Below are 19,709 nucleotides of genomic sequence, written 5' to 3'. Positions count from 1 at the left end.
ATGCCGGCTTGGCGCAACCGCTCTGGCCGGGTATGTTCGCGGCATTGGTGGGGAGATCGGCAATGAGCAAGAGAGTGGCCCTGGTACTGGGCTCCGGCGGCGCACGGGGTTATGCGCACATCGGCGTGATCGAGGAACTGGAAGCCCGCGGCTACGAGATCGGCTGCATCGCCGGCTGCTCCATGGGCGCGGTGATCGGCGGCATCTACGCCGCCGGCAAGCTCAGCGAATACCGCGAGTGGACGGAGAGCCTGGATTACCTGGACGTGCTGCGCCTGCTCGATGTCAGTTTCCGCCTCGGCGCCATCCGCGGCGAAAAGGTGTTCGGCAAGATCCACGAGATCGTCGGCGAGATCGACATCGAGAGCCTGGCCATTCCCTATACCGCGGTCGCCACCGACCTCACCAACCAGCAGGAAATCTGGTTCCAGGAAGGCTGCCTGCACAAGGCCATGCGCGCCTCGGCGGCCATCCCCAGCCTGTTCACCCCGGTCATCCAGGGCTCGCGCATGCTGGTCGACGGCGGCCTGCTCAACCCGTTGCCGATCGTGCCGGTGGTCTCCAGCCACTGCGACCTGATCGTCGCCGTCAACCTCAACGCGCTGAACCAGAAACAGTACAGCCTGCCGGTAATCGAGCGGCCGGCGGCGATCAAGGGCAAGATCGACCAGCTGATGGGCTCGATCAGCGCCAAGCTGCCCTTCCTGCGTCGTGACGATGAAGAGGAAGACGAACTGCTGGCCGAAGCCGCGGCGCCCAATCCCTGGCTGGACGACAGCCGCGTGCCCAAGGCCTCGGAGGAGGCCGCACCCAAGTCGGCCAGCGGCTCCCGGGTGCTCGGCAATGTCGGCCCGGCCTCATTGCTGGAGCTGGTCAACCAGAGCTTCGAGACCATGCAGACCTCGCTGGCCCAGTACAAGATCGCCGGCTATCCGCCGGACATCCTGGTCAACGTGCCCAAGCGGGTATGCCGCTTCTTCGAGTTCCACAAGGCACCGGAGCTGATCCAGCTCGGCCGGCAGATCGCCAGCGATACCCTGGACAAGTACGAGCGCGACCACGCCTGACGCGCAGTCACTGCACCTCCAGCAGGCGGTAGCCTACCCCCGCCTCGGTGACGATGAAGCGCGGCGCGGCAGGATCGTCGCCGAGCTTCTGCCGCAGATGCCCGACCACTACGCGCAGATAGTGGCTGTCCTCGACATGGGTCGGCCCCCAGATATCCTTGAGCAGTTGCTGCTGGGTCACCACCCGCCCGAGATGCCGCGCGAGCATCGCCAGCACCGCGTACTCCTTGCGGGTCAGCGCCACCTCGCTGCCTGCCAGGGTCACTCGCCGATAGGCGAAGTCGACCGCCAGTGGACCACTCTTCACCGTGGCCTCCTGCGTCTCGCCGCTGCCGCCCTGGCGCAACAGCGCGCGCACCCGGGCGAGGAATTCCTGGATGCCGAAGGGCTTGGTCACGTAATCGTTGGCGCCACCGTCCAGGGCCTTGACCTTCTCGCCCTCGCTGGCGCGTACCGAGAGCACCAGCACCGGCACCTGCGACCACTCGCGCAGCTCGCTCAGCACCTGCTGGCCATCCATGTCCGGCAGGCCGAGGTCGAGCACTACCAGGTCCGGGCGTTCCAGCGCCGCCTGGGCCAGGCCCTCGCCGCCATTGCCGGCCTCCAGCACCCGATAGCCATGGGCGCTGAGGCTGATACGCAGGAACTTGCGGATCTGCGCCTCGTCGTCGATCACCAGGATGGTGGTTATGTTGTTCGCCATCGCCCTACTCTTCCTCGAGCTGCGGTTGCGCATGCAACGGCAGATGCAGGGTCAGGGTCGCGCCGAGCCCGTCCAGCCCGTCACCCACCGTCACCCTGCCGCCATGGGCGCCAAGCATGCCCTGACAGATCGCCAGGCCCAGCCCGGTGCCCTGGCCACCGCGATCGCCCCTGGCAGCGGTATAGAACATATCGAAGATCTTCTCCCGCTCGGCCTGGGGAATGCCGGGGCCCTGGTCGCTGACGGCGAAGCGCAGCTCGCCTTCATCCGCCTCGACGCCGACCCGCAGGCGGCCGTGAACCGGCGAGAAGCGGGCGGCGTTCTCCAGCACGTTGACCAGCGCCTGCTCGATCAGCGCCGCATGCACATAGAGCAGCGGTAGCTGCGTCGGCACCTGCAACTCCACCTGCAGCGGCGCCAGCACCGGGCGCAAGCGCTGCACGGCACTGGCGACGATATCCGCCGGGGCCACCCAGTCGCGCGCCAGCTTGAGGCCGCCGTGGCCGAGGCGGGTCATGTCCAGCAGGTTCTGGATATAGCGATCCAGGCGCTCGGCTTCGTCGCGCGTGCCTTCCAGCAGCTCACGACGGTCGGCCAGGGGAATCTGCTCACCCAAGGCCAACAGGCTGTCGATGGAGCCACGCATGGCGGTCAGCGGCGTACGCAGATCATGGGACACCGAGGCGAGCAGCGCACTGCGCAACTCCTCGGTCTGCCCGTGCAGGCGCGCCGCTTCCAGATCCGCCGCCAATTGGGCGCGCTCCAGGGCCTGGGCCAACGGTTGGCCGAGCGCCGCGATCAGCCGGCGCTGCTCCGGGGTCAGCGGTCGCTCGCTCTTCGGCGCCACGCCCAGCAGGGCCAGCGGCCCCTCTTCGCCGGCCAGCGGCCACCACCACCAGCGCCCGCCCGGCAAGGTGCCGGTACCCAGCCCGGCTGGCTGGGCGTGCTGCCAGGACCAGTCGGCGGCGGCGCGCTCCTGTTCGGTGAGCAGGCGCTGCACACCGGCCTCGACCTTCCACACACCGTCGCGGTCACGCGACTGCAGGCTGATCTCGACCTCCTGCCACAGGCCGAACTGCTGGGTGGCGGCGGAGAACACCGCCTGGCGGTCGGTGGCCACGGTGAGCTTGCGCGACAGTTCGAGCAGCGCAGTCGTCTCCGCCTGGGTCTGGCGCAAGGCCTGCAATTGGCGGCGCTGGCGGCTGGCCAGATTGCCGGTCAGCCCGGCCATCAGCAGGAAAAACAGCAGGGTCAGCACGTCCTGCTGGCGGGCGATCTTCAGCGACAGCAGCGGCTCGATGAACAGCAGGTTGTAGGCCAGGAACGACAGACCGGCGCACAGCAGCGCCGGCCCCAGGGAGCTGCGCACCGCCACCACCAGCACGGCGGCGAGGAAGATCAGCGAGATGTTCGGCAACTGGATAAAGTGCGCCAGACCCAGCGCGGCGCTGCTGGCCACGGCCGTCGCCAGCCCCGCCAGCAGGTAGTCGCGCCAGGCCAGCGACTCGCGCGCTCGCGGCCTGGCCGGAGCCAGTTCCGCCTCGGTGTCCAGCACGCTGATCTCCAGGCCCTTGCCGGCGGCCAGCAGGCGCTCGGCCAGGCCTTGGCCGAAGCGCCAGCGGCGGCGCAGGCGCTGGCGGCTGCGGCCGACCAGGATCAGGCTGGCGCGGCGTTCGCGGGCATGGGCCACCAGGGTGCGGGCGACCTCGCCGGCGCGCAGGTTGACCACCTCCCCACCCAGGCGCTCGGCCAGCTGCTGGGCCGCTTGCAGATTGCCCAGGCGCTCCTCGTCGCGCGGGCCGCCGGTGTCCACATGCACCACCGACCAGGGCAGATGGCGCCGTTCGGCGACCCGGCTGGCGTGACGCACCAGGCGCTCAGCCTGACCGTCGCCGTCGATGCCGACCAGCAGGCGGCCGCGCACGCTCGGCGCCTCCTGGCCCTGCTGGCGATAGCGGCGGTTGAGGTCGGCATCCACCCGCGCGGCGGCGGTGTGCATGGCCAACTCGCGCAATGCGGTGAGGTTGGTCTGCGAGAAGAACGCGTCGATGGCCGCCCGGGCCTGTTCGGGCACATAAACCTTGCCCTCGCGCAGGCGCTCGAGCAGCTCGCGCGGCGGCAGGTCGATCAGCAGGATCTCGTCGGCCTCCTGCAGCACCCAATCCGGCAGGGTCTCGCGCACCTGTACGCCGGTGATGTCGCGCACCTGGTCATTGAGCGCCTCCAGGTGCTGCACGTTGACCGTGGTATAGACGTCGATGCCGGCGTCGAGCAGCTCCTGCACGTCCTGCCAACGCTTGGCGTGGCGGCTGCCGGGGGCATTGCTGTGGGCCAGCTCGTCCACCAGCACCAGCTGCGGCGGCTTGGCCAGCAGGCCATCGAGGTCCATCTCCTGCAACGGGCGCTCGCGGTACTCCACGCGCTTGAGCGGTTGCTGCGGCAGGCCGGCGAGCATCGCCTCGGTCTCCGCCCGGCCGTGGGTCTCGACCACCCCGACGCGCAGGTCGACACCCTGGCGCATCTGCGCCTGGGCGGCCTGCAGCATGGCGTAGGTCTTGCCCACGCCAGGCGCCGCGCCGAGGAAGACCTTCAGCCGGCCGCGGCCCTCGCGGGGCATCTCGGCCAGCAGTGCATCGGCGCGTAGCGCATCACTCATGGGCTGTTCTCGTTCACGGCGAAGGCGCGATTGTCCGCCAGCGCCAGGTTCAGCGCCAGCACGTTGACCACCTCAGGGCCGATGGCAGAGCGCTCGGTGTGCTGTTCGATCAGCCGCTCCAGGCTGGCGCTCGGCAGGTGCCGAGCGGCGGCGATACGCGCCACCTGCCAGCGCGCGGCGGCCGGCGACAAGTGCGGGTCGAGGCCGCTGGCCGAGGTGCTGACCAGCTCCAGCGGCACCGGTGCACTGCCCTCGCCGAGCAGGCGCTGAGCGTCCTTGGCGATGCGCTCGGCCAGCGCCGGGTTGCTCCGCGCCAGGTTGCTGGCGCCGCTGGCCACGGTGGCGAAACCGGCGGCCGAGGGGCGCGGCTGGAACCACTGGGCGCCTTCGAAGTTCTGCGCCAGCAGCGCGCTGCCGAGCAGTTGGCCCTGGGCATCGTGCAGCAGGCTGCCATTGGCCTGTTCGGGGAAGGCCACCTGGGCCACGGTGGTGACCAGCAGCGGATAGGCCACGCCGGTGATCAGGGTCATCAGACCGAGAATGCCGAGGGCCGGACGGAGTTGCTTGAGCATGATATTTCTCCCAAATCCTCAGAAGTTCACTGAACTAGTCCCCTCTCCCACTTGTAGGAGAGGGTTAGGGAGAGGGCTTCTGTGTTGCTAATTACCCTCTCCCCCGGCTCCTCTCCCGCACGCGGGAGAGGGGAGCAAAAGCGCTACACCAGCCCCAGCATCACCAGCAGTACATCAATCAGCTTGATGCCCACGAAGGGCGCGAGGATGCCGCCCAGGCCGTAGATCAGCAGGTTGCGCCGCAGCAGGCTGGCCGCATCCGCCGCCTGCACGCGCACGCCGCGCAGGGCCAGGGGAATCAGCACGATGATGATCAGCGCGTTGAACACGATGGCCGAGAGAATGGCGCTCTGCGGACTGTGCAGCTGCATGATGTTGAGCGTGCCCAGCTGCGGGTAGATGCCGGCGAACAGCGCCGGCAGGATGGCGAAATACTTGGCCACGTCGTTGGCCACCGAGAAGGTGGTCAGCGCGCCGCGGGTCACCAGCAGTTCCTTACCCACCTGCACCACATCCAGCAACTTGGTCGGGTCGCTGTCCAGGTCCACCAGGTTGGCGGCCTCGCGGGCGGCCTGGGTGCCGTCGTTCATCGCCAGGCCGACGTCGGCCTGGGCCAGCGCCGGGGCGTCGTTGGCGCCGTCGCCGCACATGGCCACCAGCTTGCCGTCGGCCTGCTCGCTGCGGATGCGCTGCAGTTTCTTCTCCGGCGTGGCCTCGGCGATCACGTCATCCACGCCCGCCTCGGCGGCGATGGCGGCGGCGGTCAGCGGGTTGTCGCCGGTGACCATCACGGTGCGGATGCCAAGCTGGCGCAGCTCGGCGAACCGCTCGCGAATGCCCGGCTTGACCACGTCCTTGAGGTGGATGGCGCCGAGCAGGCGATTGTCGCCGGCCACCAGCAACGGCGTACCCCCGCTCTGGGCGATCTTGTCGACCTCGCGCGCCAGGTGCTCGGGCATCTGCTCGCGGCTCATGCCCAGGTACAGCAGTACCGCGTCCACCGCGCCCTTGCGGAAGCTGCGGCCGCTCCAGTCGGCCCCGGACAGGCGCGTCTCGGCACTGAAGGCGATGCCGCGCACCGAGCCACGCTCCGGCGCCTCCACCGGGCTCAGGGCACGCAGGTACTCGACGATGGACTTGCCCTCCGCCGTGTCGTCGGCCAGCGAGGCCAGCAGCGCCGCCTCGGCCAGGTCGCGCCCGTTGACGCCCGGTGCCTTGACCAGCGCGCTGCAGCGGCGGTTGCCGAAGGTGATGGTGCCGGTCTTGTCCAGCAGCAGGGTGTGCACATCGCCCGCCGCTTCCACGGCGCGGCCGGACTTGGCGATCACGTTGAGGCGCACCAGGCGGTCCATGCCGGCGATGCCGATAGCCGAGAGCAGCCCACCGATGGTGGTGGGGATCAGCGTCACCAGCAGCGCCACCAGGTACACCAGCGGCAGGTCGCCGCCGGCGTAGCGGGCGAACGGCTGCAGCGCGGCCACCACCAGCAGGAAGATCAGGGTCAGGCCGATCAGCAGGATATCCAGCGCCACCTCGTTCGGCGTCTTCTGCCGCTTGGCGCCTTCGACCAGGGCGATCATCCGGTCCAGGGTCGACTCGCCGGGGTTGGCGGTGATCTGCACCAGCAGCCAGTCCGACACCACGCGGGTGTTGCCGGTGACGGCCGAGCGGTCGCCGCCGGACTCGCGGATCACCGGTGCGGATTCGCCGGTAATCGCCGCCTCGTTGACCGCGGCAATGCCTTCGATCACCTCGCCGTCGCCGGGGATCAGCTCGCCGGCCTCGACACGCACGATATCGCCACGACGCAGCTGGCTGGCGGCCACGGCCTGAAACTGCTCGCCGACCTTGCGCCGCGCGGTGAGGCCCTGGCTACCGGCCTTGAGGCTGTCGGCGCGGGCCTTGCCACGGCCCTCGGCCAGGGCTTCGGCGAAGTTGGCGAAGAGCACGGTGAACCACAGCCACAGGGCGATCTGCACGGCCAGGCCGACGCTGACCGCAGGGTTGGGAATGAAGCACAGCACGGTGGTGAGGATGGCGGTCAGCTCGACTACCAGCATCACCGGCGCCCGCTTGAGCTGGCGCGGATCGAGTTTGACGAAGGCCTGCTTGAGCGCCGGTTGCCACAGCGCCTGGAAGCTGGTCTTGGAGGTTTGCACGGCACTACTGGGCGCGCGGGTTGGGGCATTCATCTTGGTTCTCCCTTAGAACGCCAGGTGTTCGGCCAGCGGGCCCAGGGCCAGCGCAGGCAGGAAGGTCAGGCCACCGACCAGCAGAATGGTCAGGGTCAGCAAGGTGACGAACAGCGGGCCGTGGGTAGGGAAGCTGTTGTCGTTCAGCGGTGCGCGCTTCTTCGCCGCCAGGCTGCCGGCGATGGCGAGGATCGGCAGGATGTAGCCGAAGCGCCCGAGCAGCATGGCCAGGCCGATCAGCAGGTTGTGGAACGCCGTGTTGGCGCCGAAGCCGCCGAAGGCAGAGCCGTTGTTGGCGGTGCCCGAGGTGTAGGCGTATAGCGCCTGGCTGAAGCCGTGCGGACCGGGGTTGCTGATCGAGGCCGCCGGGCCCGTCAGACTCACCGCCAGGGCGCAGAACACCAGCACGCCGATCGGCATCACCAGCAGGGTCGCCACCAGCAGGCGCACCTCGCGGGCCTCCAGCTTCTTGCCCAGGTATTCCGGGGTGCGGCCGATCATCAGGCCGGCGAGGAACACGGCGATCAGCACGAACAGCAGCATGCCGTAGAGGCCGGCGCCGACGCCGCCGAAGATCACCTCGCCGAGCATCATGTTGAACATCGGGATCATGCCGCCGATGGCGCTGAAGCTGTCGTGCATGGCGTTGACCGAGCCGTTCGACGCGGCCGTGGTGGTCACCGCCCAGAGCGCCGAGGCAGCCACGCCAAAGCGACTCTCCTTGCCTTCCAGCGAGCCGGCCTGCTCGATCGGCAACGCCGCCAGCGCCGGGTTCGGCTGATGCTCGGCCCACAGGGTGATGCCCAGGCCAATGACGAACAGGATCAGCATGCAGGCCAGGATCGCGCGGCTCTGGCGCAGGTCCTTGACGTAGTGGCCGAAGCTGAACACCAGCGCCACCGGGATCAGGATGATCGCCGCCACTTCCAGCAGGTTGCTCAGCGCCGTGGGATTCTCGAAGGGATGCGCCGAGTTCACGCCGAAGAAGCCGCCGCCGTTGGTGCCGAGCTGCTTGATGGCGATCTGGCTGGCCGCCGGGCCGAGCGGAATGGTCTGATCGGCACCCGTGAGGGTCTTGACCTGCACGTAGTCGATAAAGGTCTGCGGCACGCCCTGCCACACCAGCAACAGCGCCAGGATCACGCAGAATGGCAGCAGGCCGTACAGCGTGGCGCGGGTCAGGTCGACCCAGAAGTTGCCGATGCCGGCGCTGGACTTGCGCGCGATGCCGCGGGCGAAAGCCACCAGGATGGCCAGGCCCACCGCCGGGCTGACGAAGTTCTGCACGGTGAGGCCGATCATCTGGCTGAAGTAGCTCAGGGACGCCTCGCCACTGTAGGCCTGCCAGTTGGTGTTGGTGACGAAACTCACCGCCGTGTTGAACGCCAGGGTCCACTCCAGGCCCGGCAGTTGCTGCGGGTTGAGCGGCAGCACACCCTGCAGCAGCAGGATGGCGAACAGCACGACCAGGCTGGCCAGGGTGAAGGCCAGCAGCGCCAGGGCGTAGGATTGCCAGCTCTGATCGCGCCTCGAGTCGACACCGGCGACGCGGTAGCAGATGCGCTCGATGGGTTGCAGCAGCGGCGTCAGCAGCGTGCGCTCGCCCTCCATGGCGCGGTACAGATAACGCCCCAGCCAGGGCGCGGGTGCCAGCACCAGGACGAAGAAGGCCAGGATCAGGCCATAGTCTTGAAGTTGCATGGGGCCTCCTAGCCGCGCTCGGCGCGTAGCAGCGCCACCAGCAGGTAGATGAACAGCCCCAGGGCCAGGCCCAGGGACACCCCGTCGAGAATGCTCATGTGATCGCTCCGTAATGCGGACTACGCCGCTGTGGGCGAATTCTTCGCCTGGGCGGCGTAAAGGAGCGATTCCGCAAAGCGGTGTGGGCGATAAAGAATGCGTAAAGATCGCGCCCCACCGCTTTGTATCGGTGCCGATACATGGCCGACACGCTGCCGACACCTGAGCCATCGAGCATGGTGACGGGCGGCGTCAGCCCAGGCTCTCGGCCGGCTAGAATGCGCCAGCCCCTTCCCCGCCCGCAGTTTGGAGCCCGTTACGGTGCAAGCACTGACCGCCCGTGAGTCGCGCGTCCGCACGACCCGCGCCCTGATCGTCGACGACAACCTGGAACTGCGCGAGCTGCTGGGCGGCTATCTGACCCGTTTCAACATCGACAGCGAGGCCGTCGGCGATGGCAGTGCCATGCGCCGTGCGCTGGCCGCCAGCCACTTCGACGTGGTCATCCTCGACCTCATGCTGCCCGGCGAGGACGGCCTGGCCCTGTGCCGCGAGCTGCGCGCGGGCTCCGACATACCGATCCTGATGCTCACTGCGCGCTGCGAGCCGACCGACCGCATCATCGGCCTGGAGCTGGGCGCCGACGACTACATGGCCAAGCCCTTCGAGCCACGCGAGCTGGTGGCGCGCATCCAGACCATCCTCCGTCGCGTACGCGACGACCGCAGCGCGCCGCGCGAGGAGCCGCGCGCCAGCGTGCGCTTCGACGGCTGGACCCTGCACTGCGTGCTGCGCCAGTTGCAGTCCTCGGACGGCCTGGTAGTGCCGTTGTCCAACGCCGAGTTCCGCCTGCTCTGGGTATTCCTCGAACGCCCGCGCCGGGTACTCAGCCGCGAGCAGTTGCTGGACGAGGCGCGCGGCCGCTCCATCGAGGCCTTCGACCGCAGCATCGACCTGTTGGTCTCGCGCCTGCGCCAGAAGCTCGGCGACGATCCGCGCAGCCCGGCACTGATCAAGACCGTGCGTGGCGAGGGCTATTTGTTCGACGCCGCCGAGATCCGTTGATGCGCCGCGCCGACAGTCTGTTCGCCCGCCTGTTCGGCGTGTTCCTCGCCGCCATCCTGCTGGCCCATGGCCTGGCCTTCCTCTGGTTCAGCCACTACGGCCGCCCGCCGCCACCACCGCCGCCCATGGCCCGGTACGAGGCCCTGCGCCCACCGCCGCCGGGGCCGAGTATTCATGGTCCACTGATCGTGCTGGGCTTCCAGCTGCTGACCCTGATCGTCGCCGCCTGGTATGGCGCGCGCCTGCTCAGTCGGCCGATCCAGAGCCTTTCCGAGGCGGCCGAGCGGCTCTCCGACAACCTCGACAGCCCACCGCTGCCGGAGACCGGCCCGCAGGAGGCACGCCAGGCCGCACACGCCTTCAACCTGATGCAGCGGCGCATCCGCGAGCAGGTACAGCAGCGCGCGCGCATGCTCGCCGCCGTATCTCACGACCTGCGTACCCCGCTGGCACGCCTCAAGCTGCGTGTGGAGCAGATTCCCAACCCGCAACTGCGGGCACGCATGGGCCATGACCTGGGCGAAATGATCGGCATGCTCGACGCCACCCTGAGCTACCTGCACGAGCAGCGCAGTACCGAGGCTCTGCAGTGGCTGGACCTGCAGGCACTGCTCGAATCCATGGTCGAGGACGCCCAGGATCGCGGCGCCGAAGTGACTTTCCATGGCCACTGCGCACCGCTGCGCGTGCAGCCGCTGGCGCTGCGTTCCTGTGTCAGCAACCTGCTGGAGAACGCCCTGCGTTACGCCGGCCATGCGGCCATCGAGCTGCACGACAGCCGCGAAGGTGTCGAGGTGCGGGTGATCGACCACGGCCCGGGCATCGCGCCCGCGCAGCGCGAGGCGGTGTTCGAGGCGTTCTTCCGCGTCGAGGGCTCGCGAAACCGCAGCTCCGGAGGCGTCGGCCTGGGCCTGACCATCGCCCGCGAGGCGGCGCGGCGCCAGGGCGGCGATATCCTGCTCGTAGAGACCCATGGTGGCGGGCTGACCGCCATCCTGCGCCTGCCACGCTGACGAGTGGTAGGGCGGGTGAAACCCGCGCCTGCACCACGCTTGTCACGAATGACTCCGGACTGGGGCCTGTCGCGAGCTTCATCCACACTAGATGGCTGCGGTTTGTAGACGGCGCGATACAAAGTCCATAAACCCGCGACACAGAGCACGCCGAAGCTGACATCACCGGAGAACCCTCCGGCATGCCAACAACAGGAGTGACTCCCATGATCAGTGGTGTCAGCAGTTACTCGGGCTACAGCGGCTATACCTCGGTCCAGCGCAGCAGCGCCGGCGGCGGTGGCTGCAGCGGTGGCCCGGCGCAGGTACAGGAGAAGCTGTTCAGCCTGCTCGACAGCGATGGCAGTGGCGGCATCGCCAAGGAAGAAATGCAGAGCGCGCTGAGCGCAGCCAAGGAAACCGACAGCAGCCTGACCATCGACATCGACGAGCTGTTCAGCCAGCTCGACGCCAACGGCGACGGTAGCCTCGACAGCGAGGAAACCGCGGCCCTGGCGCCACCACCGCCGCCCGGCGGCCCCAATCCCGAGGAGATGTTCGCCAAGCTGGATGCCAACGGCGACGGCAGCATCGACACCGACGAGCTGAGTGCCCTGCCCGGCCCTGGCGGCAAGGATTCCGCCGGCCTGCTGGCGGAACTGGATGCCGACGGCGACGGCGGCCTCAACCTGGACGAACTGGCCGCCCTGGCCCCGCCTCCACCACCACCCGCACAGGGCGCAGCCGGCAGCGGGGAGCTGTTCGGCCAGCTGGACAGCGATGGCAACGGCAGCGTCAGCCAGGACGAGCTGAGCAGCCTGCTCGACGCGGTCGCCCAGCCGCCCAAGGCCGACAGCAACGAGGAGGAAAACTACGCGGGGCTGATCGCCAAGCTGCTCAAGCAGTATCAGGAGAGTGCCGGCTACCAATCGAGCATCGGCAGCCAGCTGAGCATTTCCGCCTGAAACAAGAAGGCCCGCATCTCCAGTGGAAATGCGGGCCTTTCGGCACCTGCGGAGGTTATTCGGCCGGAGCCTCTTCCTCGGTGCTTTCTTCTTCCAGCAGACCTTCCATCTCGGGCTCTTCCGCGCCCAGGTCCGCGACGCCCATGCCCATACCGGCACCGCTGGCGAAGGCCATGGCGACGAACTCCTCGACGGTCATCTGCTTGCCGTTGAAGTCGACCTTGTCGTTGGCGTAGTGCAGGCTGGTGACGATGTTGTCACCTTCCAGTTTGGCCAGCTCGGTGGACAGGGCCATGCCACTGGCCATCTCGGTCATCATCGAGGCCTGCTGGGCAACGGCCTCCTTGTCGGTCTCGCCGCCGATGGTGGCCTGCAGGCCGATCACGTCGCCGATCATGGCCTTGGAAACGCTGACCTTGGCATCCAGCTGAGCGATCAGCTGCTTGGCCAGTTGATCCGGCGGCAGCTCGAAGGACTCGGGCTTGTTCAGGTCAACGGCCAGGCTCAGGCTGCTCTCGCCGTTGGCGGTCTTGAACGCCAGTTTCTCCAGGGCGATGCTCGGCTTGGCGGCCAGCAGTTTGTCCACGTCCACCATCAGCTGGGCCTGTTGCGCTTCGCTCAGCTCCGGCAGGTTGGCCTCGTCTTCCAGGCTGGCCTGTTGCAGCTGACCGGTGCTCTTGATGATCTCGCTGTACAGGGCGAGCATCGATTGCAGGGCTGCGGCGTCGATGTTCTTCACGCTGGAGATCATTTCCAGGCCGCCGATATCGTGGCCTTGGTAGCTGACCATGCCGACGTTGTAGCTGGAGCGGCCAGCCAGCTTGCCGTCGGCTTCGCTGGTTTCGTCGCGCTGTACGAAGTCTTTCAGCAGTACCGGGGCAGCTTCGCCAACCTTGACCTCGACGACCTGCAGCTTGACCTCGTTCTGGCCCAGGTAGAAATCGCTGGCGCTCTTGGCGGTCTGGCTGTTCAGGGTCAGACCCTTGAACTCGATGGTCATCGGCTCGCCGCTGGAGGGCAGCTTGGAGCTGACCTTGACGCTTTCCATCAGGCCGCTGGCGTCGATTTCCTTGGCGCCGGCGGTGGTGTCGAAATCGACGGTCAGGCCGCTGAAGTCCAGATTGCTGTCTTCATCCAGGGCGACCTGCAGCGGGTTCAGGCGCACCGTGCCTTCCACGGACTGGTCGTAGCCGAGGCTGGCCTGGCCTTCCAGCGGCGAAACGCCCTTGCTGGCGGCGAACCATTTTTCCAGGGCCGGGTTGGCTTCCAGGGCGTAGTTGCTGGTGGCCATGACCGGCATCAGCTTGAACGCCTTGAGGCGCGACAGCGGGAAGGGACCGTGTTCGATACGGTCGGTGATCACCCACTCCAGCTGCTGCGCGGTCTCGCCGTCCAGCGAGCCGTTGAACTTGACGCGGTAGCGCGCGTCGCTGTTGAAGAAGTGGCGATCCAGCGAGAGCAGCTCGACGGAAACGTCGAGACCGAGTGCCGGCAGGGTCTTAGCCATGTCGGCGTTGACCTGCTTGATCGATGCGTCCAGCACCGCCGGCAGCTGTTGGCCGGTGTACCAGGCTCCGGCCGTGCCGAGGGCGCCGGCGGCCACGATGACGCCTATTGCGATACCTGCAGATTTTTTCATGGGATGACTCGCAAATTGTCCGTTGTGTTGTGTTGGTCTTTCTTCCCTGAACCGCGCGAGGCCTCTGTGGACCCGATCATCACGGTCTGAGGCGGGGCTATTGCCCGGCTTCGGCCATGCCAGCCGAAAAGCCGGACAAGGCTATCACCGTGGCATTCCGCCCACCAAGGACGGTGAGCAGAATTCTGCACAGGATGCCAACTACTCCCCGTCCTTGCGCTCGGCATCCGCTTCGATGACTCGCGGGGTATTGCCAACCCAGTCGCCGAGCAGGCTGTAGGCCACGGCCAGCAGGGTCGGGCCGAGGAACAGGCCCATGAAGCCGAAGGCCAGGATGCCGCCGAATACGCCGAGCAGCACCACCACCAGCGGCAGGTTGCCGCCACGGCTGATCAGGTAGGGCTTGAGCACGTTGTCCACGCCGCTGATGACGAACATGCCCCAGATGCCGAGGAACACCGCCATGCCGTAATGCTCCTGGCTGACCAGCCAGGCGGTGGCGGGAATCCACACCAGCGGCGGTCCCATGGGGATCAGGCTGAGGATGAAGGTGATGATGCCCAGCACCAGGGCACCGGGCACACCGGCGATATAGAAGCCGATCATGGCCAGCAGAGCCTGGGCCGCCGCGGTGCCGATCACGCCGTTGACCACCCGCTGCACGGTGCCCGCCACCAGGCTCAGATAGTGCTCGGCACGGTCGCCGATCAGACGTTCCAGCAGGCTGTGGACGAAGGCCGCCATGCGCGGGCCGTCGCGGTAGAAGAAGAACACCAGCACCAGGCTCAGGGCCAGCTCCAGCATGCCGCCGCCGATCTGCGCGCTGCGTGCCAGCAGCCAGTTGCCGACCTGGCCCAGGTACGGGCGCACGGTGGCGAGCAGGGCCGCGCCCTCCTCGTCGATACGCGTCCAGATACCCACCAAACGGTCACCCACTAACGGTAGGCCGCCCAGCCAGGTCGGTGGGTCCGGCAGGCCGTCGCCCTGGAAGTCCTTGAACAGCTCGGTGGCGTCGCGGATATGGTCCGCCAGGTTGAAGCCCAGCCATACCAGCGGCACCGCCACCAGCACCATCCAGCCGGCGGTGAGAATGGCCGCGGCGGTGTTTTCCCGGCCATCCAGGGCGCGGGTCAGCAGGCGCATCAGCGGCCAACTGGCGAAGGCCAGCACGGCGGCCCAGAACAGCGCCGAGAAGAACGGGGCCAGCACCCAGACGCAGGCGCCGAGCAACGCAAGCAGCAGGATCTGCACCAGCAGGCGATCATTGTTCAACATGGTTCGATATTCCCAGGATCCGGGCAGAAAGCGGCCCGGCTCGCCTCATTGTTCAGCGTAGTTGTTGCAGACTCAGGCCCGCGCCCTCGGCAGCCACCACCTGCAGACGGTTGCCGCGCACGCCGCGGCGCTCCAGCTCCGCGCGCCAGGCCTCGGCTTGTGCACCGGCAAGGCCAACGCGCAGGGTGCTGTCCAGGCTCAGGGTGCGGGCCAACAAATCGCCCCACTGCTCGTCCGGCGCGCCCAGCTGCGGCAGGCTCAGCTCACCACTGCTCTTGAGCTGGCGCAGCAGGGTGCCAGCGGTGGGCAGCAATGCCGGCAGGGCCGCATTGGCGTCCAGCTGCTCCACGTGCAGGTAGGAACGGCGATTGCCGCGGGTGATGCCGTACAGGGCCAGCAGGCTGTCCTGTTGCGGCTCGGCCAGACGCAGCAGCAGGTAGCTCTGGCGCTCCTCGGGACCGTACAGCTTGGCGTTGCCGAAGATGGCGTTGGCGAACAGGCTGCTGGAGCCACAGTCGCGCCCCTCGCACCAGAACAGCAGCTCGGCGCCCTGCCCCTGCAGGTGCTCACGGGCCGCCGTCAGCGCCTCGCGCGGCGAATGCTCCTCCGGCAGGCGATAGGTCAGCGCACGCAGGCGCCCCTCGGCGAGCACCTCGGCGGCACGCAGCTGGCCGCTGATGCGGCGCAGGCTGTCCTGCGGGTAGCGCTTCTCCGCAGCAGGTTGATCGCGGTAGTCGACGATCTCAGCGCGCGGGAAGCGCGGCAGGCTGTCCAGGTCCTGGCTGCCAGGCAGATCAGCGGCCAGCAGTGGCGTACAGATCAGAGTCAGGCAAAAAGCGAAATAACGCATGCGGCTCCTTAGCGTGTCAGCATGCTTTGCGCGGTTTTCACCACGCGATCATCGTCCTTGGCCCGCTCCGGTATCAGCAGGCCGCGCTGCACCGCCGGACGCGCATCGAGCGCCGCCATCCAGCGTTGCAGATACTCCAGACCATCCACCGAGACGCCGGCCCAGTCGTGCACACGCACCCAGGGATAGGTGGCGATATCGGCGATGCCGTAGTCGCCGGCCAGGTACTCGGCCTCGCCCAGACGACTGTCGAGCACTTCGTAGAGGCGGCGAGTCTCGTGCTGGTAGCGATCGATGGCGCCTTGCAGCTTCTCCGGGAAGTAGCGGAAGAACACGTTGGCCTGGCCCTGCATGGGCCCTACTCCGCCCATCTGGAACATCAGCCACTGCAATGCCAGGGAACGGCCCTTGGGGTCGCTGGGCAGCAGCTTGCCGGTCTTCTCGGCCAGGTAGATGAGGATGGCGCCGGACTCGAACACGGCAAAGCCGTCGTCGACGATGGCCGGGATGCGCCCGTTGGGGTTGATGCGCAGGAACTCGGGGGTCTTCTGCTCCTTCTTGTCGAAGGACAGCGCGTGCACCTGATACGGCAGGCCCAGTTCCTCCAGCGCGATGGACGCCTTGTGTCCATTCGGCGTGGCGGCGGTGTACAGATCGATCATGGCAATCTCCGATACGACCTGCACAGCCTCGGCAGTTGCCGGGGCCGCGTCAAGCGTGGCGGAAGAATGGATTGAAACAGTCTGCAACCTGCTGTGCACCGGCCTCGTCGTTGAGGTGCAGGTGATGGCCGCCAGGAAGGATATGGGTCTCGAAGGCAGTGCCCTCGATCAGGCTCCTCAGGTGCGGCTCGACATTCATCTGCCCACCCTCGGCAAGGATCAGGCTGACCGGGCACTGCACGGCGCGGACGAACTGCTCGACATGGGCAAAGGTCAGGCGCATCACCGAGGGCAGGGTCAGGCGGATATCGGTACGCCAGGTATAGCCACCCGGCACCGGCTCCAGGCCGCGCTGGGCCAGCAGCTCGGCGGCCTCGCGGCTGACCGCGACCACGCCGCGCATACGCGCCTCGGCGGCTTTGTCCATGTCGACATAGACCGGCTTCTGCTTGTCGCGTACCGCCAGGCGCGCACGCAGCGCATCGCCCAGGCGCTTGGGCGCGCTGTCGGCCTCGGCGGTGTACGGCACCAGGCCGTCGATCAGCGCCAGGCGCTCGATGCGCTCCGGTACCGCCGCTGCCAGCAGCGTGGAGATGATGCCGCCTAGCGAATGGCCGAGCAGCGAGAAACGCTGCCAGCCGAGCTGCTCGGCCACCAGCAGCACATCCTCCAGGTACTCCCACATGCTGTAGCTGGAGTTGCTGGCGTAGTGCCCGGAATGGCCGTGGCCGGGGAAGTCCAGGGCGACGATGCGCAGGCCTTCCAGCTTGGGCGCCAGGCGCGCGAAGGTCATGGCGTTGTCCAGCCAACCATGCAGGGCGATGACCGGGATGCCGTCCTCGGGGCCGAACAGGTGCGCCGCCAGCTCCACATGCGGCAGGCTGAAACGGGTTTCTTCCACCTTGATGCTCATGCGGAACGCTCCATGCCCTGCCCTTGCCAGCGGCCGAACAGCTCGCGCAGCAGGCGCGCGGTGTCCTGCGGACGCTCCAGCGGGAACATATGGCCGCCGGGCAGGCTCAGGTATTCGCCCTGGCGCACGCGGCTGACCTGGCGGGCATGGTGCGGCAGCACCACCTTGCTATGGCGGCCACGCACCACCGCCAGCGGCACGGCGAGCTGCTGCGGGCGCCCCGGCACTGTGTGCGGCACGCTGCGGTAGATGCTGATCTCGGTGGCCGGGTCGAAGCGCAGGCGCAGCCCCTTGCCCTCCTCGCGCAGACCGTGACGCACGTAGGCGTCCAGGCAGTCGGGGTCGAAACGGCGGAACAGGGTCTTGCCAGCGAAATAATCGCGAGCCTCGCTGAAGTCGACGAAGGCCTCGCGGCGGCCGACGGTACGGCCGGCCGGGGTGATCTTGTCGATGAAGCCGAAGCGCTTGGCCGCGCGGATCACCATGCGGTCGACACCGGTGAGCAGCGGCGAATCCAGCATCACCACGCCGCGATACAGCTCGGGACGGCGCAGTGCGGCGTGGTAATGCAGCACACCGCCCAGCGAATGGCCAACGCCCCACACCGGCTCGGCACCCTGCTCCAGGTGCAGGATCAGCTCGTCCACCAGGTTGTTCCAGTTGTCGTCCACCGGGAAGCGCGGGTCATGCCCGTGCTGCTCCAGGTGCTGCACCTGGTAGTCCGGCGCCAGGGCGGCGAACAGCTTGCCGTAGGTGGCCGAGGGAAAGCCGTTGGCGTGGGCGAAGAAGATGGTTTGCGACATGGCGGGCGGACTGCAGAGGGATTCCCGGAGATTGTCCGGCACGCCTGGCCGGGCGGCAATCGGCAGAAGATGCCAGAAGCGCCAAACAACAGGTGCAGCGCGCCAAAACGTGCGCGCCAGAGGGGCTGCATTGCGCAGCCCCGAGTCAGGCTCAGGCGGTCTGGGTCGCCGGCGCGCCGCGCAGGCGGTCTACCACGGCCGCGGCCAGCAGGGTCACCGCCACCGGCACCAGCCAGCCCAGGCCTTCGGCGGCCATCGGCAGATGGGCGAAGACATTCGGTACCAGGCCGCTGAAGCCGGCCGCATTGAGGGCATCGGCCAGGCCGAACACCAGGGTCACGGCCATGGTCGGCACGAACACCCGTGGCGCCGAGCACCAGAAGCTGCCCAGCAGGCTGAGCGCCACCAGCACGATGGCCAGCGGATAGAGTCCCACCAGCACTGGCACCGAAACGCTGATCAGCTGAGTCAGCCCCTGATTGGAGACCAGCAAACTGAACAGGCCGAACACCAGCACCATGGTCCTGTAGGAGATCGGCAGCAGCTTGCTGAAGTATTCGCCACAGGCGGTCAGCAGGCCGACGGCGGTGGTCAGGCACGCCAGGGTGATCACCACCGCCAGCAGCAGGCTGCCATAGGTGCCGAAGGTGTGCTGCACGTAGGTGGTGAGAATCTGCACGCCGTTCTGTGCATCGCCTGCGATGCCCTGGCTGGTGGCGCCGAGGTAGAACAGCGCCAGGTACACCAGGGACAGGCCGGTGGCGGCGATGACGCCGGCGACCACCGAATAGCGGGTGACCAGGCGGCCATCGCGGATACCGCGATCCTTGATCGCGGTGGCGATGACGATGCCGAACACCAGCGCGCCGAGGGTATCCATGGTCAGGTAGCCCTCCAGGAAACCCTTGACGAAGGGCGCGGCCTGGTAGGCCTCCGTGCTCTGGCCGATCTCGCCGGCCGGCGCCAGCAGCGCCGCCCCACCCAGCACCAGCAGCGCGGCGAGCAACACCGGGGTGATGAACTTGCCGATGCTGTCCACCAGCTTGCCCGGGTTGAGGGCGAGGAACAGCACGGCGGCGAAATAGGCCGCGCTGTACAGGGCCAGCGGCAACGGCTCGTTACCGGTGAAGGGCGCCACGCCCATCTCGAACGACACCACGGCGGTACGCGGAGTAGCGAACAGCGGGCCGATGGCTAGGTACACGGCCACCGCGAGCAAGGTACCGGCAAAGCGACCGAGCGGCGCGGTCAGCTCGTCCATGCCGCCGCCGACGCGAGCCAGGGCCACCACGGTGAGCAGCGGCAGGCCGACGCCGGTGATCAGGAAGCCGAAGGCGGCGGACCAGACGTTGTCGCCGGCGGCCATGCCGGCACTGGGCGGGAAGATGATGTTGCCGGCACCGAGGAACAGGGCAAAGGTCATGAAGCCCAGGGCCAGGAGGTCGAGGCTTTTCAAACGAGTCATAGCAGGAAGTACCACAGACAGAATTTCATGGGAAAACGGCAGGGTTTCCGCTGGATTGGGAAACTCGATGGCCCCGCGTCCGGGGCCATCGAAGGGCTCCCTGTCCTTCCCTTGTGGGGTTGGATGGGAAAATGCTTGCAAGCCTAACGA

At 67.7% G+C, this 19,709-nt stretch carries 17 protein-coding genes; 4 read left to right on the top strand and 13 right to left on the bottom strand.

Going from position 1 to position 19,709, the window contains the following annotated elements; all coding sequences use genetic code 11:
• Window positions 1-62 precede the first annotated feature (62 nt).
• Window positions 63-1,067: a patatin-like phospholipase family protein gene (locus N7607_RS17715; RefSeq protein WP_279866568.1), complete on the top strand. Its 1,005-nt coding sequence runs from the start codon at window positions 63-65 to the stop codon at window positions 1,065-1,067.
• A gap of 7 nt (window positions 1,068-1,074) precedes the next feature.
• Here N7607_RS17715 and N7607_RS17710 read toward each other — a convergent pair whose 3' ends face one another.
• From N7607_RS17710 to kdpF, 6 genes are all read right to left on the bottom strand, one after another.
• Window positions 1,075-1,770 (bottom strand): response regulator, encoded by a 696-nt coding sequence (locus tag N7607_RS17710; RefSeq protein ID WP_279866566.1) that lies wholly within the window; start codon window positions 1,768-1,770, stop codon window positions 1,075-1,077.
• A gap of 4 nt (window positions 1,771-1,774) precedes the next feature.
• Window positions 1,775-4,426, bottom strand: coding sequence for a sensor histidine kinase KdpD (locus tag N7607_RS17705; protein ID WP_279866565.1), 2,652 nt, complete (start codon window positions 4,424-4,426; stop codon window positions 1,775-1,777).
• A complete protein-coding gene (kdpC, locus tag N7607_RS17700) occupies window positions 4,423-4,998 on the bottom strand; it encodes a potassium-transporting ATPase subunit KdpC (RefSeq protein WP_279866564.1) in 576 nt (191 codons plus the stop codon). The genes N7607_RS17705 and kdpC overlap by 4 nt, the downstream gene beginning before the upstream one ends.
• A gap of 143 nt (window positions 4,999-5,141) precedes the next feature.
• Window positions 5,142-7,190 (bottom strand): potassium-transporting ATPase subunit KdpB, encoded by a 2,049-nt coding sequence (gene kdpB, locus N7607_RS17695; RefSeq protein WP_279866563.1) that lies wholly within the window; start codon window positions 7,188-7,190, stop codon window positions 5,142-5,144.
• Window positions 7,191-7,202: 12 nt separating this feature from the next.
• A complete protein-coding gene (gene kdpA, locus N7607_RS17690) occupies window positions 7,203-8,891 on the bottom strand; it encodes a potassium-transporting ATPase subunit KdpA (protein WP_279866562.1) in 1,689 nt (562 codons plus the stop codon).
• Between the two features lie 8 nt (window positions 8,892-8,899).
• Window positions 8,900-8,989: a K(+)-transporting ATPase subunit F gene (gene kdpF / locus N7607_RS17685; protein ID WP_081963146.1), complete on the bottom strand. Its 90-nt coding sequence runs from the start codon at window positions 8,987-8,989 to the stop codon at window positions 8,900-8,902.
• A 262-nt stretch (window positions 8,990-9,251) separates the two neighbouring features.
• Here kdpF and N7607_RS17680 point away from each other — a divergent pair, with 262 nt between their 5' ends.
• The 3 genes from N7607_RS17680 to xopAW all read left to right on the top strand — a co-directional run bounded on the left by N7607_RS17680 (window position 9,252) and on the right by xopAW (window position 11,952).
• Window positions 9,252-9,995: a response regulator gene (locus N7607_RS17680; RefSeq protein WP_279866561.1), complete on the top strand. Its 744-nt coding sequence runs from the start codon at window positions 9,252-9,254 to the stop codon at window positions 9,993-9,995.
• Window positions 9,992-11,008: an ATP-binding protein gene (locus tag N7607_RS17675; protein ID WP_279866560.1), complete on the top strand. Its 1,017-nt coding sequence runs from the start codon at window positions 9,992-9,994 to the stop codon at window positions 11,006-11,008. The genes N7607_RS17680 and N7607_RS17675 overlap by 4 nt, the downstream gene beginning before the upstream one ends.
• A gap of 206 nt (window positions 11,009-11,214) precedes the next feature.
• A complete protein-coding gene (gene xopAW / locus N7607_RS17670) occupies window positions 11,215-11,952 on the top strand; it encodes a XopAW family type III secretion system calcium-binding effector (protein ID WP_279866559.1) in 738 nt (245 codons plus the stop codon).
• Window positions 11,953-12,007: 55 nt separating this feature from the next.
• On the opposite strand, the gene N7607_RS17665 is transcribed toward xopAW, so the two are convergent.
• From N7607_RS17665 to brnQ, 7 genes are all read right to left on the bottom strand, one after another.
• Complete coding sequence (locus N7607_RS17665; RefSeq protein ID WP_279866558.1) at window positions 12,008-13,591, bottom strand: YdgA family protein; 1,584 nt, start codon at window positions 13,589-13,591, stop codon at window positions 12,008-12,010.
• A gap of 201 nt (window positions 13,592-13,792) precedes the next feature.
• Complete coding sequence (locus N7607_RS17660) at window positions 13,793-14,866, bottom strand: AI-2E family transporter (protein ID WP_279866557.1); 1,074 nt, start codon at window positions 14,864-14,866, stop codon at window positions 13,793-13,795.
• Window positions 14,867-14,918: 52 nt separating this feature from the next.
• The gene (locus N7607_RS17655; RefSeq protein WP_279866556.1) at window positions 14,919-15,716 is read right to left on the bottom strand and encodes a DUF4892 domain-containing protein; all 798 of its coding nucleotides are present in this window, start codon (window positions 15,714-15,716) and stop codon (window positions 14,919-14,921) included.
• Window positions 15,717-15,724: 8 nt separating this feature from the next.
• On the bottom strand, window positions 15,725-16,378 hold the full coding sequence (locus N7607_RS17650) for a glutathione S-transferase N-terminal domain-containing protein (protein ID WP_279866554.1): 654 nt from the start codon (window positions 16,376-16,378) through the stop codon (window positions 15,725-15,727).
• Window positions 16,379-16,427: 49 nt separating this feature from the next.
• Window positions 16,428-17,291, bottom strand: coding sequence for an alpha/beta fold hydrolase (locus tag N7607_RS17645; RefSeq protein ID WP_279866553.1), 864 nt, complete (start codon window positions 17,289-17,291; stop codon window positions 16,428-16,430).
• Complete coding sequence (locus N7607_RS17640) at window positions 17,288-18,094, bottom strand: alpha/beta hydrolase (protein WP_279866552.1); 807 nt, start codon at window positions 18,092-18,094, stop codon at window positions 17,288-17,290. The genes N7607_RS17645 and N7607_RS17640 overlap by 4 nt, the downstream gene beginning before the upstream one ends.
• A 151-nt stretch (window positions 18,095-18,245) precedes the next feature.
• Window positions 18,246-19,559, bottom strand: a complete 1,314-nt coding sequence (gene brnQ / locus N7607_RS17635) for a branched-chain amino acid transport system II carrier protein (protein ID WP_279866551.1) — start codon at window positions 19,557-19,559, stop codon at window positions 18,246-18,248.
• Window positions 19,560-19,709 lie beyond the last annotated feature (150 nt).

The sequence above is a fragment of the Pseudomonas sp. GD04019 genome (genome assembly GCF_029837695.1).
In the GTDB taxonomy this organism is placed as follows: domain Bacteria; phylum Pseudomonadota; class Gammaproteobacteria; order Pseudomonadales; family Pseudomonadaceae; genus Aquipseudomonas.
The sequence above is the reverse complement of the archived record's forward strand: the minus strand, read 5'-3'. Positions and strand labels throughout refer to the sequence as shown.

What these genes read in the sequence shown, in the direction of transcription:
- xopAW (WP_279866559.1), top strand. Translation starts at nt 11,215, where the DNA reads ATGATCAGTGGTGTCAGCAGTTACTCGGGCTACAGCGGCTATACCTCG.
- N7607_RS17665 (WP_279866558.1), bottom strand. Translation starts at nt 13,591, where the DNA reads ATGAAAAAATCTGCAGGTATCGCAATAGGCGTCATCGTGGCCGCCGGC.
- N7607_RS17640 (WP_279866552.1), bottom strand. Translation starts at nt 18,094, where the DNA reads ATGTCGCAAACCATCTTCTTCGCCCACGCCAACGGCTTTCCCTCGGCC.
- kdpF (WP_081963146.1), bottom strand. Translation starts at nt 8,989, where the DNA reads ATGAGCATTCTCGACGGGGTGTCCCTGGGCCTGGCCCTGGGGCTGTTC.
- N7607_RS17645 (WP_279866553.1), bottom strand. Translation starts at nt 17,291, where the DNA reads ATGAGCATCAAGGTGGAAGAAACCCGTTTCAGCCTGCCGCATGTGGAG.
- N7607_RS17715 (WP_279866568.1), top strand. Translation starts at nt 63, where the DNA reads ATGAGCAAGAGAGTGGCCCTGGTACTGGGCTCCGGCGGCGCACGGGGT.
- kdpC (WP_279866564.1), bottom strand. Translation starts at nt 4,998, where the DNA reads ATGCTCAAGCAACTCCGTCCGGCCCTCGGCATTCTCGGTCTGATGACC.
- N7607_RS17705 (WP_279866565.1), bottom strand. Translation starts at nt 4,426, where the DNA reads ATGAGTGATGCGCTACGCGCCGATGCACTGCTGGCCGAGATGCCCCGC.
- N7607_RS17710 (WP_279866566.1), bottom strand. Translation starts at nt 1,770, where the DNA reads ATGGCGAACAACATAACCACCATCCTGGTGATCGACGACGAGGCGCAG.
- kdpA (WP_279866562.1), bottom strand. Translation starts at nt 8,891, where the DNA reads ATGCAACTTCAAGACTATGGCCTGATCCTGGCCTTCTTCGTCCTGGTG.
- N7607_RS17655 (WP_279866556.1), bottom strand. Translation starts at nt 15,716, where the DNA reads ATGCGTTATTTCGCTTTTTGCCTGACTCTGATCTGTACGCCACTGCTG.
- N7607_RS17660 (WP_279866557.1), bottom strand. Translation starts at nt 14,866, where the DNA reads ATGTTGAACAATGATCGCCTGCTGGTGCAGATCCTGCTGCTTGCGTTG.
- kdpB (WP_279866563.1), bottom strand. Translation starts at nt 7,190, where the DNA reads ATGAATGCCCCAACCCGCGCGCCCAGTAGTGCCGTGCAAACCTCCAAG.
- N7607_RS17650 (WP_279866554.1), bottom strand. Translation starts at nt 16,378, where the DNA reads ATGATCGATCTGTACACCGCCGCCACGCCGAATGGACACAAGGCGTCC.
- brnQ (WP_279866551.1), bottom strand. Translation starts at nt 19,559, where the DNA reads ATGACTCGTTTGAAAAGCCTCGACCTCCTGGCCCTGGGCTTCATGACC.